This window comes from Dinghuibacter sp., from assembly GCF_035492835.1.
Lineage (GTDB): Bacteria > Bacteroidota > Bacteroidia > Chitinophagales > Chitinophagaceae > Dinghuibacter.
In genome coordinates this window covers 39,803-52,344 of the sequence record NZ_DATJIY010000061.1, presented here as the reverse complement: position 1 = coordinate 52,344, position 12,542 = coordinate 39,803, and the positions used below count along the sequence as shown (strand labels likewise).

Genomic DNA, 12,542 nt, shown 5'->3' with positions numbered 1-12,542 from the left:
GATCCAAGTCAACTTTTTCAACGAGGCATTTTTATTCGTCCACGCCCAATACCAGGTGGGCGTCTCCGAGAACGCGGCCCCGACACTCTACTACAGCCTGGGCGTCGCCGGCAACATCTCGAGCGGGCACAAGGGTCCGCCGGTGCGGTTCCGCTAGGCGCTTCCGCGGCCCGCGCCCCCGCGCCCCAAGCCTTCGCGTGCCCCCCGCCCCCCCGCCCCCGCCTTCGAGTGCCCCGCCGCGAAAATAAAGTTGCCTCCGGCTTATGGAATTTTGCGGGTTCCTGCATCTTAATGGACATGAAGTATCTGAGATGGATGTGGCTGCCCCTCGTGCTGCTCGCCCTTACATGGGTCGCCCGGATGCCCCCGCAACGCTATTCGGTCAAGCGGATCGCCATGCCTGATTATTATGGCAAGTCATTCCACGGTTTTACCCGGCAGTCCCTGGATCAGCATCCAAGGGATTATCTGCCGCTGCGGCTCACCGGCAAACCTGACACAGACAATGTGCTACTGGCCTATGCCCGTATCCGGGTAGCGGAAATCAGGAACGCGCACGATACCCTCCACGGAGTGAAATTTCTTTGGAGTGACAGCGTAACCTATGGAACCGTCATGACTGCCCTGGATGTCCCGGGGATCGGTGAGATTAAAACATACATGCTGTATGCCGATAGCCTGTGGATATTAAATACCGACTACGTCGTCGACTCCGCGCGGCTAGTCGTTCCCAGGCCCATCGACTAATTGACATTACATGGCGACGGTTTGCTCAATGAGATTTGATCTATCGACGACATGCACGACAAAAACAACGGCAAGTGCATAAAAGGCCAATGAGTTATAAAAAGGATAACCGATTGGTTCGAATTCCCGGAAAAATAGCGCGTAATATTCTTCGCAACTCCTTCCTTTAGAGGCCTAGCGCAATATTTTTCATCGCATCGAGCGCCCTCGTTTGAAACCCCGGCCCCATGCTCACGCGCGCCACACCAAGGCGCTCCAGTTCGCGCAGGTCGTGCGCGCCCAACGAGATGTTGACCGGCCCGGCGATGCCGGCGACCAGCGCCCCGACATCGGACAACGGGACCGCCCCCACGGGGAAGATGCCGGAGGCCCCGGCTTCGAGGTAGGCGCGCGCCCGTGAAAGAGCTTCTGACAGCGGGTTGTCGCAGGGGCGCACGTATACGTCGACGCGGGCATTGATGTACAGCTCGGGCGCCTCGGCGCGGATCGCGCGGATACGGGCGGTCTGGTCTTCGATGGACAGCAGCGACTGCGACGCCGGGTCGCTGTCCTCGAAATTGATCCCCGACGCGCCGGTGTCGACCAACATCCGGATATTCTGCCGCAAACCATCCAGGGTGCGGGCATATCCCGCCTCGATGTCCGCCGTCACGGGCACGCCGACCGATGCCACGATACGACTGACCAGCCAGCAGACCTTGTCAAAAGGGATCTTTTCCCCGTCCTCGTAGCCGTGCGCGCGCGCCACGGCGAAGCTGGCGGTGGCAACCGCGGGATAACCGAGCGCTTCGAGCATCCGGGCGCCGGCGGCGTCCCAGATGTTGGGCAACAGCAAAAGCTTGCCGGAGCGATGGAGCGCGTTGAAACGTTGGAAGTGGTTCATAAAAGAAAGATACGCCTAAGCGCTGCGCAAAACAGGGTCCAGCGAGGAAAGAGGCGGTAGTCCAGCGCCCCGGGCGGCGGCGCGGGGGCGCGGCCGCGGAACGCGCTAGCGTTTCACGCGCTCGACCTCGTAGATGGGGCTGAAGAGGTATACCTTCTCCGACGGCACCTCGACGCACCGGATGCGCTTGCGCACCACCTCCCCCCGCCGGAAGGTCCGCCCGTCGCGGGTGCGGAAGAGCTCGCCCACGGCCAGCTCCTCCACGAGCGCGTGCTTTTCGGAGACGGGATCGTATTTGCGCAGCACCCGCATCAGGTCGTCGTCGGCGCAGCTGCTGGCGGCAGGGTTGTGGAGGCTGCGCTCCAGGGCGCGACGGATGTCCGCGGGAAAAACGTCGTGTTGGAGGAACTGGGCCAACAGGAGCCCGAACTGGTGTTTCCATTCCTTACCATGGGCGGCGACGGTATGGGCGTAACGGTCAAAGGTGAGGAGGTGGGCCAGCTCATGGAGGAGGGTGATCAGGAAGGCGTACCGGTTGAGGTTGCCGTTGACGCTGATGCGGTGGTGCCGGTCTGTCGTGGCGTTACGGTAGTCGCCCAGCACGGAAGCCCTTTCCCTGGAAACGGTCAGGTGGACTTTGTATTGATGGAGATACCCAGCGATATGTTCAAATGTCCCGGGGGGCAGGTAGTCTTTCAACGCCTCCAGCGGGTGTTCATTTTTTGCCATTACTGCTTCACTTTACCCGCGCGGACCAGCTGTAACACCTCTAAACCGGTGTAGCCGATATACAACAAAAGCCAAAAAAGGACCACGCCCCTGGTCAGCGCGGCGCGGTCGGTCACGGCGTAGACGAGCACCACCGCCACCGACAGGAATAATTTCAGGAGCATACCGGTATATACGTACCGGAAAAAGGCATATGCGTTGGTCTGACGGACCCCCTTCAGCTCCAGGTAAAAAGCCAGGAGGGTGATCCCGAAAAGCCAGATATTGCCATACAGCACTGGCGCCGCGGGTATGTTCCAGCCGCCCAGGGAACCCCTGAACGCCAGCACGAGCCCGCAGGCCAGGACAAAAAGGACAAAGCTCGCCAGGAGGAATCGCTTCATACCTGCAATATGCAACTAATTTCCTTTTCCCGTATCACGTACCACCCGGATCAGTATCCCGGCCAGGATCAGCAGGGGCAGCAGCCACGTGGCAACAGGCGTCCTGAGGTGGGCCCAATGGTCCACCTTTATACCCAGGAATACCCCTATGCCGATGGCTGCGAACATCTGGGTAGCCAGTCCGGCGTATTGCAATAAAGACTTATTCTGCTTCGGCATATTCGGGCTCTTCTTCTCCGACGGTCATCGAAGAAGCACCCGGTAAGGCAGCGACGTTGACGGAAGCAGTTCCCGCCATATGGCAGTTGCCGTTGAAGGAAGCGGACGGCTCGACCTGCAGCTTCCCGGTAAAGAGATCCCCCTTTACGTGGGCCTTGCCGCGGATGTTGAGCAGGTCCTTGACGGTCACCTTCCCCTGGACCTTGCCCAGGATGTCTGCGTGGACGCAGTTGATGTCGCCTTCAACCATGCCGTCACTACCGATAAATACCTTGTTGGTGGCGTGGACGTTCCCTTTCAGGGTGCCGTCGATGCGGATGTCGCCGGAGCATTCGATGTCGCCTTTGATGGTGGTGCCTGCGGCGATGATACTGGCACCTACTTTAGCCGGAGTGGCTTCCGGAACGGAGCTGTTTTCTTTGGATTTGGATGTAAACATATTATGCGCATTTAGGGCTGCAAAGATTAATCGTCGGTCGACTCCACGGCGGGTACCTTTAGTGCCGTAGTGTCCCTTTTTTCGGTGACGTCCCCTGTCATAACCTTCTTTATCGACTCCAGGTACTGATCCTTCATCTGCATTTCCCTTTCCAGGGAATCAGTGCGGTACTTGAGCTGAATATACTCCCTCCGTTCGCTTGGGTTTCCGTAGCCCGGAAGATAGTACTTTAAATTGGTAAATGACACAAGCGCCACCGTCAGGCCGATCAAAATCACAAAAATCGTGCTCAAAGCCACATAAACGCTCATACGGGTCAGCTTGAAAGTGATGACTTCCTCATAGGTGTCGTCGTTCATGATGACCAGCCGGTAACGGTTCTGCAAGCGTTTCAGGGTCTTATTCCCATCAAAAAGGGCCATATTCCACACTTTTTCGACCTAAAAGTAAAATATTTTGTGTTGTTTGCAGTTATATAGCCCAACTGAACAGAACAACTCACCATACTATTAAAATCCTCTGTGCCTGGCTTATACTGCTAACGCCAGCGATGTTGCACGCCCAGGCAGGTTACGACCTCACCCTCAAAAAGCCTGCCCCTTTCGAGAGCAAAACCCTGGCCTCTGAAAAAAGCACGTCGACCAAGAACACGGTGCTCCGGCGTTTCGTTCAGGGTACGGTGACCCACTACAACTATTATTTCAACGCGCACCAGAAGATACTCCAGGTCCTGGACCGGGCGCGGCACATGCACAAGGACGACCTGACGCAGCTGATAACCTTCTACGGCTACTCGCTGTCGGAAACCGCCACCGACAAGGTGGAGCTGGATTCGGTCGTCTACAAATGCACGGCCGGTATCGTGCTCCACGACCTCCGCAACGGATGGGTCGACAACCTTTATCTCCTGATGGGAGAGGCCTTCCTGCTGAATCGGAAATTCGACTCGGCGGACCACATCCTGGAGTTCCTGAACTATCATTTTTATGTAAAGGAGGAAGGAGACTACCACATTGCGATCGGGACGGGGAGCCAGGCCAAGGACGGGCAGATCAGCATCGTCAACCCGGAAAGCCATTCCATCGCCCACCAGGCGTTCAACCGGCCGCCCAGCCGGAACGACGGGTTGATCTGGCAGATCAGGAGCTATACCGAACAGGGGAAGTACGCCCAGGCCGCCGGGCTGATCAGCCTGCTCCGGACGGACCCGTTGTTCCCGGAACGTCTCCGGCCGGCTTTGTGTGAGCAGGAGGCCTATTGGTTTTATCAGCAGGAGGCCTGGGATTCCACGGCGGTATACCTGGAACGCGCGCTTCCCAACGCCGCCAGCAGCCAGGACGAAGCCCGCTGGGAATACCTTTTGGCGCAGCTGTATGAAATGACCGGCAAACCGGCCCTGGCGTCGGAATGGTACGGCAAGGCGACCGAGCTGAGCACTGACCCCCGGATCGACATCTACGGCCGGTTGTACCGTGCGCTGCTGGCGCAGGGCAACAACAAGCAAACTATTCCGCAAACGATCGCGGCCCTGCTGCGGCTCGCGGACAAGGACCGGTTCGCCCCCTTCCGCGACATCCTCTTTCTTTCCGCCGCGCGGCTGGCCCTCCAGGTGCCGGATACGACACAAGCCATGGGTTTCCTGGACCAAAGCGCCCGGGCCGGCCATGGCCCCGTGCGGAACCAGGCGTTCCTTATGATGAGCGAGCTCGGCAAGGCAAGAGGAGACTATAAGGTCGTGGCCCGTTCTTACGACAGCCTCAACCTGGCGGACCCGGAGCTGAAAGATCGGGCCAACCAGCTTAGAAAAGACAAAACCCTTTACGACCAGGTGCTGGTCAGCATCCTCAAAATAGAACGGGAAGACAGCCTCCAGCGGATCGCGGCCATGTCGGAAACGGAAAGGACGGCTTTTGTCCGGGGCGTTTTGCGCCAGCTGTTGAAGGCCCAGGGATTAAAAGAAGAAAATGCCGGTTTCATGGGGGGCGCCCCGCGTGATTCCCTGAGCGGAAACGACCTTTTCGGAACCGGCGCCGCCGGCGGGGAGTGGTACTTCTATAACCAGGGGATACGGTCCTCGGGCAGCCAGGACTTCAACGTCCACTGGGGCAGCCGGCCCAACGTGGACAATTGGCGGCGGCAAAGCGCGATCGCCAATTCCCTGGGGGGACTGCAACGCCAAACAACCACAGAGGAATCGCTCGGAACAAAAAAGACCCCGGAAAAACCCCTGGTGCTGACCATGGAAGCGCTGATGGCAGACATTCCCCTAAACCCCAAAGCGCTGGAAGCGTCCAACGATACCGTCGCCTACCACTTGTACCGGCTGGGCGGGTTGTATAAGAACGAGGTGGGCGACGACCGCGCCGCGGTCAAGGCGCTGGAGACCTTATATGGCCGTTATCCCACCTATCAGACCGAGTCCACGCTGTACGACCTGTATGTCTGCTGGCATCTGCTGGGAGACGAGGTCAAGGCGAACTATTACCTGAACCTGCTCCACCAGCGCTACCCCAATGGGAAGGCGTCCTCCCAGATGTCGGCGGCGCCGTCCAAAGACCCCATGGCAGCCGAAGCGACGGCCCGGTACAAGGGGATCTATGACCAGTTCATCGCCGGCAACTATGACTCGGCGCTGGCGGAAAAACAGGCCGCGGATTCGGTTTGGGGCAAAAAATACTGGACCCCGCAGCTCATGTATATCCAGGGCGTCTATTACGCCCACGAACGCCAGGACACCCTGGCGGTCAAGACCCTGAACGACCTGCAAAGCCAGTTTCCCAAGGACCCGGTGGCGCCCCGGGCCAAACTGCTCGTGGACGTGATCCGCCGCCGGCCAATGATCGAGACGTATCTCCGGAATCTGAAGATCACGCGCTACAAGGGAGATTCGCTGCACATCGATACAACAGCCGCCGTGGCGGCAGTGAAGCCGCCCCCACCGCCCGAAAAGACGCAGCCCGATCTCCGCCGGGCGCTGGTGAACCGGCAGGATTCGATGCTGAGGATACCTGGCGATACCGCCGGCCTGATGCGGCCGGGGTTGCTGACCACCAACGCGCCGACGCACGGGCTGCACAGCGACAACTACTTGTGGGACCCGGCCTCCCCGCACGTAGTGTTGGTCGTGATGACCCAGGTAGCCACGATGTATGCCAATGAGGCCAAAAACGCATTCGACCGCTACAACCAGGCCGTACACTACCAGGAGAGCATCGGTATCGACACGGTCAACCTCCAGCCAGGCATCAATATCCTGAAACTGGGACCGTTCAAGAGCATCATCGAGGCGCTGGACTACCAGCAGGACATCCGGAAAAATGCGCCCAAACAGATCGTTCCCTGGCTATCGGCGGATAAATACCGGTTTATGGTGATTTCTCTCGATAACCTGGACGTCCTGCGGAGCAAAAAGAACCTCATGGAATACGCCAACTTCATCGATTCCTATCTCAAGAATATGCCGGCCACCCATTAGCGGGTATACTTTTTGCACGGGAATACCTAGTTTTGAGCCCAATACAAAAAGTCAGCCCAATACAAAAGTCTATGTCGACTCCCGTTCGCATCCTATGGCGCGTCTTCCTCATCGGTCTTTGCCTGTTATTCCTGTTCATCCTGCTGGCCGACTGGGGTGTCTTCGGGCGCATGCCGTCCATCTCGGAGCTGGAGAACCCCTCGGCCTCCCTGGCCAGCGAGGTGATCGCTTCCGACGGCACGTCCATGGGGAAATACTACGTACAGGACCGGACCAACGTGGAATTCAAGGACATCTCGCCCAACGTGATCGACGCCCTGATCGCCACCGAGGACAAGCGTTTTTACGAGCACTCGGGGATCGACTTCTATCGCCTCGGCAGCGCCGTCATCCACCTGGCCAGGGACGGGGGCGGGAGCACCATCACGCAGCAATTGGCCAAGAACCTCTTTACCAACTACTCCTCCAATTCCATAGTGCGGAGCACGCAAAAAATCAAGGAGTGGATCATCGCCGTCAAGCTGGAGCGCAACTTTACCAAAAACGAAATACTCGCCCTTTACCTCAACACCGTTTCCTTTGGCGAAAACGTCTACGGTATCCGTAATGCGGCCCGCACCTTTTTCCAGAAGGAACCGGCGGAGCTGAACATCGACGAAGCCGCGGTGCTGGTGGGTATGCTGAAAGGGAATACCCTGTACAACCCCCGCCGCAACCCCGTGGCGGCCTTCAACCGCCGGAACACGGTCATCAACCTGATGGCCTCCGCCGGGTATATCACGCCCATGCAGGCCGCCGAGGCCAAACGCGCGCCCATCCAGCTGAACTATATCAAGATGGACGAGAACAACGGGTACGCGCCTTATTTCCGGAGCGTGCTCGAAGACGAGCTCAAGGACTGGTGCAAGACACACAAAAAAGCCAACGGGCAGCCCTACGACCTCCTGAGGGACGGGCTGAAGGTCTATACCACGATCAACGTCCGGATGCAGACCGCCGCCGAAGAGGCCGCGGCCCGCCAGCTGAGCGCCCTGCAAAAGATCTATTTCGCCCAGCCGAACGTCCGGAGCGGGGCCATCTGGAAAGGACACGAAAGCATCCTGGAAGCGGCGATGAAGCAAAGCGACCGCTGGAACAACCTGGAGGCGGCCGGCATCCCGGAAGCCGAGATCCGGAAGTCCTTCACCGTACGGGTGCCCATGAAGGTCTTCGCCTGGAATGACAAGCGCGAAAAGGACACCGTGATGACCCCGCTGGACTCGATCAAATACCACCGGGAGATCATCCAGTGCTCGTTTATGGTGATGGACCCCGTGACCGGCGAGGTCAAGGCCTGGGTCGGCGGCGCGGGTTTCAAACGCTTCAAATACGACCACGCCAACATCGATACCAAGCGGCAGGTGGGTTCCACCTTCAAGCCGCTGATCTATACCTACGCCGTGGAGAACGGCTACACGCCTGAAACCATGCTACCCGCCGGCCCTATCAGCATGGGCGGAAAGGAGATCGATGGCAAGGGCGGCCCCATGGGCGTCTGCCTGGCCTGGTCGTACGACCCGCCCGCGGTCTACCTGATGAACCAGTTCAAGCCCGAGCCCATCATCCACTTCGCGCAGCAGTGCGGCATCGAGGCAAAGCTGCCCCCTTACGCGTCGCTCGCCCTCGGGGCAGGCGACATCTCGTTGTATGAAATGATGCGCGCCTATACGATGTTCCCGGGTTACGGCGTCAACGTGAAACCCGTGTATATCTCCCGGATCGAGGACCGCAACGGGAACATCCTGTATACCTCGGTCCCCGAGCGCAAACAGGTCATCAGCGAGGCCGCCGCCTACACGATGATCCGGATGATGCAGGGCGTGGTGGACAACGGCACCGGCAGCAGCCTCCGTGGCGTGTACGACCTCCAGGGGGAAATGGCGGGGAAAACGGGAACCATGGGTAAGACCGGCGCCCAATACGGCAACACCGACCTGTGGTATATCGGCTACACGCCCCAGTTGCTCGCGGGGGCCTGGGTGGGTTTTGACGATCCGTTCGAAAAGATCACGGGCGAGGGTAACCGCATCGCGCTCCCCATATGGGGCTATTTCTTCCAGAAAGCCTACGAAGACAAGACCCTGGGTGTAGACCCCAACGCCCGGTTCAATATCCCGGCCTCACTCAGGAACGACGCCCAGTACGACTACCAGAACCTGGGCCAGTATGGCAGCCAGTCCGGTGAAGACGACTACGGGAACGGCAAAGCCGACGACTACAACACCGTCACCCCCGGCAAAAGCGAATACATCGCACCCGAGTCCAAGCCCGACCCGGAAGAGCAACGGGTGCTGAAAGAGGCGGCCAACCAGGGTAAGGGAGACACGACCCATAAAAAAACGTTTTGGCAACGGATAAATCCTTTCAAAAAGAAAGACAATAATTAAACCCCTTTCATTGCTATGAAAAAGTTACTACTGTTCGCCCTTGCGGGCGCATTTGTGGCCCAGTCCGTCTCCGCCCAGGAAGCGGAAGACAAGTCCAAGCGCCCGAGCCCTCCCGCTACGGTCAAGGAGACCATCAGGGGCGGCGTAAGCGTCGCTATCGATTACAGCCAGCCGGCCGTCAAGGGCCGCACCATCGGCAAGGAAATCGCACCCTATGGACAGGTATGGCGCACGGGCGCCAACGAGGCAACGACCTTTACCGTATCCGCCCCTGTTACCATCGAAGGCAAAACCCTGCCCGCCGGTACCTATGACCTCTTTACGATCCCTACCGACGGCGACTGGACCGTTATCTTCAACTCCGAGCTGACGCTGCCCAACGGCAAGCCGACCTGGGGCGCCTACACCTACCACCAGGACAAGGATGTGCTCCGCGTTACCGTCCCTTCCGGCAAATCGGAGTCCTTTATGGAAAGGATGACCTTTTTGATTGGTAAGGACGGTGTCGTGTCGCTCGTATGGGGGGACAAGAAAGTGAATTTCCACGTGGCTAAGGGGTAGCCCCCGCCACTAAATGACATTCAGGCCCTGCGCTCACCCGCGCGGGGCTTTTGTTTTGCGGCGGCCGCTACAGCTCCAGCAGCATCCACCGGTCGCACCCGAAGTGCCCCGTGTCGCCGAGCGGCCCGTCGAGGTATTTGAACCCGAACCGCTCGTATACGGCGAGCGCCTGGCTCAGTTCGGGCATGGATTCGATATAGACTTTTGTGTAACCCGCCGCGCGCGCGGCATCGAGACACCGGCGGATCAACGCGCCGCCCAAACCGCGGCCACGGGCATCGGGGCGGAGATACATTTTGCAAAGTTCGCACGTATCCGGTGGGAGCCCAGCCGATGGGAAAATCCCGGCGCCGCCGAGCAGTTCACCATCGACCGCGACGAAGTACTTCGACCCCGGCGTCCGGAACAACTCATAGAGATGATCGGTCGTCGGATCGAAAAATACCGTCCCGGGTTTGTTCGCACCGAACTCCGCCAGCGCGCCCCGCACGATGGAAGCCAGGGGAGCGTTATCCGCCGGCTCGATATCGCGGATAAGCATTTTTAGGCTACTGCCTTGTTCACCAGCTGGGCCGCCTCGCTCAGGAGGATGGCCGACTCGACCTTCAGACCGCTTTCGTCGATGAGCTTCTTGGCTTCCTCGGCGTTGGTGCCCTGCAGGCGGACGATGATGGGGATGCTGATGTTGCCGAGCTTGTTGTAGGCATCGATGACGCCCTGGGCGACGCGGTCGCAACGGACGATACCACCGAAGATGTTGATCAGGATGGCCTTTACCTTCGGGTCTTTCAGGATGATGCGGAAACCGGCTTCGACCGTCTGTGCGTTGGCGGAGCCGCCCACGTCCAGGAAGTTGGCGGGTTCGCCGCCGCTGAGCTTGATCATGTCCATGGTCGCCATCGCCAGACCGGCGCCATTGACCATACAGCCGACGTTGCCGTCGAGCTTGACGAAGTTCAGGTTGTATTTACCAGCCTCTACTTCGGTGGGGTCCTCTTCGGTGATGTCCCGCAGCGAAGAAAGGTCAGGGTGGCGCATCAGGGCGTTGTCGTCCAGGTTCATCTTACAATCCACGGCGATCACCTTATCGTCGCTGGTCTTGAAGAGCGGGTTGATTTCAACCATGCTGCAGTCCAGGCCGATATAAGCGTTATAGAGGTTGGTGACGAACTTGACGCATGATTTGAACGCCTCGCCGCTCAGCCCCAGGTTGAAGGCGATCTTCCTGGCCTGGAAGGGCAGCAGACCACCGGCTGGGTGTACCCATTCCTTAAAGATTTTATCGGGCGATTTGTGGGCGACCTCTTCGATGTCCATGCCTCCTTCGGTGGAGTACATGACGACGTTTTGTTTTTTGGTCCTGTCCAGCAGGATGGACAGGTAAAATTCCTTGATGGGGTTCGGACCTTCGTAGTATACATCCTGGGCGACAAAAACCTTATTGACGACCTTGCCGTGGGGACCGGTTTGTATGGTCACCAGGGTGCCGCCGAGGATGTTCTGGGCGATCTCCTTGATTTGTTCTCCGTTCTTGCCTACGGCTACCCCGCGTTGTTCCGTACCGACGATCTTACCTTTACCCCGGCCGCCCGCGTGGATCTGCGCCTTGACTACCGCGAAATTACTACCGTATAATGTCTTGATCTGCCGGTAAGCTTCCTCAGCGTCCTGGGGGGTGCTGACGGCAAATCCTTCCTGGACGGGGACATTATATTTCTTGAGTAACTCTTTCGCCTGGTATTCATGTAGGTTCATACGAAAAAATTTTGGCGAAGATAAGAAAACTGTGGTCGCGCCGCAAAACCAGCCATCCTTTATCTTTGCCCCAATGATCATGCAACAACTACAGGAAGCGGCCGCTTATATCCGCGAACAGGCCGCTCCTTTACCCGAAACCGGCATCATCCTGGGCAGCGGCCTGGGTAACCTGGCCCACGAAATCGAAGGGGAGATGTCCATACCCTACAAGGACATTCCGCATTTCCCCGTATCCACCGTCGAAGGGCACGAGGGGAAGCTGATCCTGGGTCGTCTCCGGGGACGGAATGTTGCGGTGCTCAGTGGCCGGTTCCACTTTTATGAAGGCTATACCCCCCAACAGGTCGTTTTCCCGATCCGGGTGCTCCGGCTCCTGGGGGTGAACACCCTGCTGATCTCCAATGCCGCGGGGGGGATGAACCCCCGGTTCCGGGTGGGAGACCTGATGATCATCCGGGATCACATCAGCATGTTCGTGTCCAATCCGCTGGTCGGGCCCAACGATCCCGCACTCGGGACGCGCTTCCCGGACATGAGCGAACCCTATAGCCACGAGCTGATCAAAAAAGCGCGGCTGGTGGCCGCGGCCCTGGACATCCCCGTCCATGACGGCGTCTACTGCGGGGTGACCGGCCCCACCTTCGAAACCCGTGCGGAGTACCGGTTCCTTCACCTGGCCGGTGGCGACGCGGTGGGCATGAGCACCGTCCAGGAGGTCATCGCCGCCGTCCACGCCGGTATGCAGGTCTTCGCCATGAGCGTCATTACGGACCTGGGTATCCGCGAAGAGGCCAATACCATCACCCACCAGGAGGTACTGGAAGCGGCCGCCGCGGCGGAGCCAAAATTAACAGCGATTTTTGGGGGGTTGGTGGAGCGTCTATAGCATCACCCGATATAATCCTCTATTTTTGCCCGAATC

Annotated in this window: 13 protein-coding genes; 5 read left to right on the top strand and 8 right to left on the bottom strand. The window is 58.7% G+C overall.

All coding sequences use genetic code 11. The annotated features are described in order from the left end of the window. Positions 1-297: 297 nt before the first annotated feature. Complete coding sequence (locus VL547_RS05960; protein ID WP_325576245.1) at positions 298-747, top strand: hypothetical protein; 450 nt, start codon at positions 298-300, stop codon at positions 745-747. A 166-nt stretch (positions 748-913) separates the two neighbouring features. Here the strand turns inward: VL547_RS05960 and VL547_RS05955 are convergent, their stop codons facing one another. From VL547_RS05955 to VL547_RS05930, 6 genes are all read right to left on the bottom strand, one after another. Beyond that, on the bottom strand, positions 914-1,630 hold the full coding sequence (locus VL547_RS05955) for an isocitrate lyase/phosphoenolpyruvate mutase family protein (protein ID WP_325576243.1): 717 nt from the start codon (positions 1,628-1,630) through the stop codon (positions 914-916). A 105-nt stretch (positions 1,631-1,735) separates the two neighbouring features. After that, complete coding sequence (locus VL547_RS05950) at positions 1,736-2,359, bottom strand: hypothetical protein (protein WP_325576241.1); 624 nt, start codon at positions 2,357-2,359, stop codon at positions 1,736-1,738. Next, positions 2,359-2,742, bottom strand: a complete 384-nt coding sequence (locus tag VL547_RS05945; RefSeq protein WP_325576239.1) for a hypothetical protein — start codon at positions 2,740-2,742, stop codon at positions 2,359-2,361. Before VL547_RS05945 ends, VL547_RS05950 begins: the two co-directional genes overlap by 1 nt. Before the next feature lie 15 nt (positions 2,743-2,757). Then, positions 2,758-2,961 (bottom strand): AtpZ/AtpI family protein, encoded by a 204-nt coding sequence (locus tag VL547_RS05940; protein ID WP_325576237.1) that lies wholly within the window; start codon positions 2,959-2,961, stop codon positions 2,758-2,760. Continuing rightward, a complete protein-coding gene (locus VL547_RS05935) occupies positions 2,945-3,400 on the bottom strand; it encodes a polymer-forming cytoskeletal protein (RefSeq protein ID WP_325576235.1) in 456 nt (151 codons plus the stop codon). The genes VL547_RS05940 and VL547_RS05935 overlap by 17 nt, the downstream gene beginning before the upstream one ends. 26 nt (positions 3,401-3,426) lie before the next feature. Further along, a complete protein-coding gene (locus VL547_RS05930; protein WP_325576233.1) occupies positions 3,427-3,822 on the bottom strand; it encodes a hypothetical protein in 396 nt (131 codons plus the stop codon). A gap of 128 nt (positions 3,823-3,950) precedes the next feature. Here VL547_RS05930 and VL547_RS05925 point away from each other — a divergent pair, with 128 nt between their 5' ends. From VL547_RS05925 to VL547_RS05915, 3 genes are all read left to right on the top strand, one after another. Beyond that, positions 3,951-6,875, top strand: coding sequence for a hypothetical protein (locus VL547_RS05925; RefSeq protein WP_325576231.1), 2,925 nt, complete (start codon positions 3,951-3,953; stop codon positions 6,873-6,875). A gap of 71 nt (positions 6,876-6,946) precedes the next feature. After that, positions 6,947-9,301, top strand: coding sequence for a penicillin-binding protein 1A (locus VL547_RS05920; protein ID WP_325576229.1), 2,355 nt, complete (start codon positions 6,947-6,949; stop codon positions 9,299-9,301). 15 nt (positions 9,302-9,316) lie between these two features. Beyond that, positions 9,317-9,862 (top strand): DUF2911 domain-containing protein, encoded by a 546-nt coding sequence (locus tag VL547_RS05915; protein WP_325576227.1) that lies wholly within the window; start codon positions 9,317-9,319, stop codon positions 9,860-9,862. Positions 9,863-9,929: 67 nt separating this feature from the next. Here VL547_RS05915 and VL547_RS05910 read toward each other — a convergent pair whose 3' ends face one another. Both VL547_RS05910 and sucC read right to left on the bottom strand, forming a co-directional pair. After that, positions 9,930-10,403 (bottom strand): GNAT family N-acetyltransferase, encoded by a 474-nt coding sequence (locus VL547_RS05910; protein ID WP_325576225.1) that lies wholly within the window; start codon positions 10,401-10,403, stop codon positions 9,930-9,932. Positions 10,404-10,405: 2 nt separating this feature from the next. Beyond that, complete coding sequence (sucC, locus tag VL547_RS05905; RefSeq protein ID WP_325576223.1) at positions 10,406-11,617, bottom strand: ADP-forming succinate--CoA ligase subunit beta; 1,212 nt, start codon at positions 11,615-11,617, stop codon at positions 10,406-10,408. A gap of 73 nt (positions 11,618-11,690) precedes the next feature. Between sucC and VL547_RS05900 the strand changes: the two genes are divergently transcribed. Beyond that, the gene (locus VL547_RS05900) at positions 11,691-12,506 is read left to right on the top strand and encodes a purine-nucleoside phosphorylase (protein ID WP_325576221.1); all 816 of its coding nucleotides are present in this window, start codon (positions 11,691-11,693) and stop codon (positions 12,504-12,506) included. Positions 12,507-12,542 lie beyond the last annotated feature (36 nt).

Coding starts and splice junctions, on each gene's coding strand:
- VL547_RS05940 (WP_325576237.1), bottom strand. CDS start 2,961: ATGCCGAAGCAGAATAAGTCTTTATTGCAATACGCCGGACTGGCTACC.
- VL547_RS05930 (WP_325576233.1), bottom strand. CDS start 3,822: ATGGCCCTTTTTGATGGGAATAAGACCCTGAAACGCTTGCAGAACCGT.
- VL547_RS05955 (WP_325576243.1), bottom strand. CDS start 1,630: ATGAACCACTTCCAACGTTTCAACGCGCTCCATCGCTCCGGCAAGCTT.
- VL547_RS05925 (WP_325576231.1), top strand. CDS start 3,951: ATGTTGCACGCCCAGGCAGGTTACGACCTCACCCTCAAAAAGCCTGCC.
- VL547_RS05945 (WP_325576239.1), bottom strand. CDS start 2,742: ATGAAGCGATTCCTCCTGGCGAGCTTTGTCCTTTTTGTCCTGGCCTGC.
- VL547_RS05920 (WP_325576229.1), top strand. CDS start 6,947: ATGTCGACTCCCGTTCGCATCCTATGGCGCGTCTTCCTCATCGGTCTT.
- VL547_RS05900 (WP_325576221.1), top strand. CDS start 11,691: ATGATCATGCAACAACTACAGGAAGCGGCCGCTTATATCCGCGAACAG.
- VL547_RS05950 (WP_325576241.1), bottom strand. CDS start 2,359: ATGGCAAAAAATGAACACCCGCTGGAGGCGTTGAAAGACTACCTGCCC.
- sucC (WP_325576223.1), bottom strand. CDS start 11,617: ATGAACCTACATGAATACCAGGCGAAAGAGTTACTCAAGAAATATAAT.
- VL547_RS05910 (WP_325576225.1), bottom strand. CDS start 10,403: ATGCTTATCCGCGATATCGAGCCGGCGGATAACGCTCCCCTGGCTTCC.
- VL547_RS05915 (WP_325576227.1), top strand. CDS start 9,317: ATGAAAAAGTTACTACTGTTCGCCCTTGCGGGCGCATTTGTGGCCCAG.
- VL547_RS05935 (WP_325576235.1), bottom strand. CDS start 3,400: ATGTTTACATCCAAATCCAAAGAAAACAGCTCCGTTCCGGAAGCCACT.
- VL547_RS05960 (WP_325576245.1), top strand. CDS start 298: ATGAAGTATCTGAGATGGATGTGGCTGCCCCTCGTGCTGCTCGCCCTT.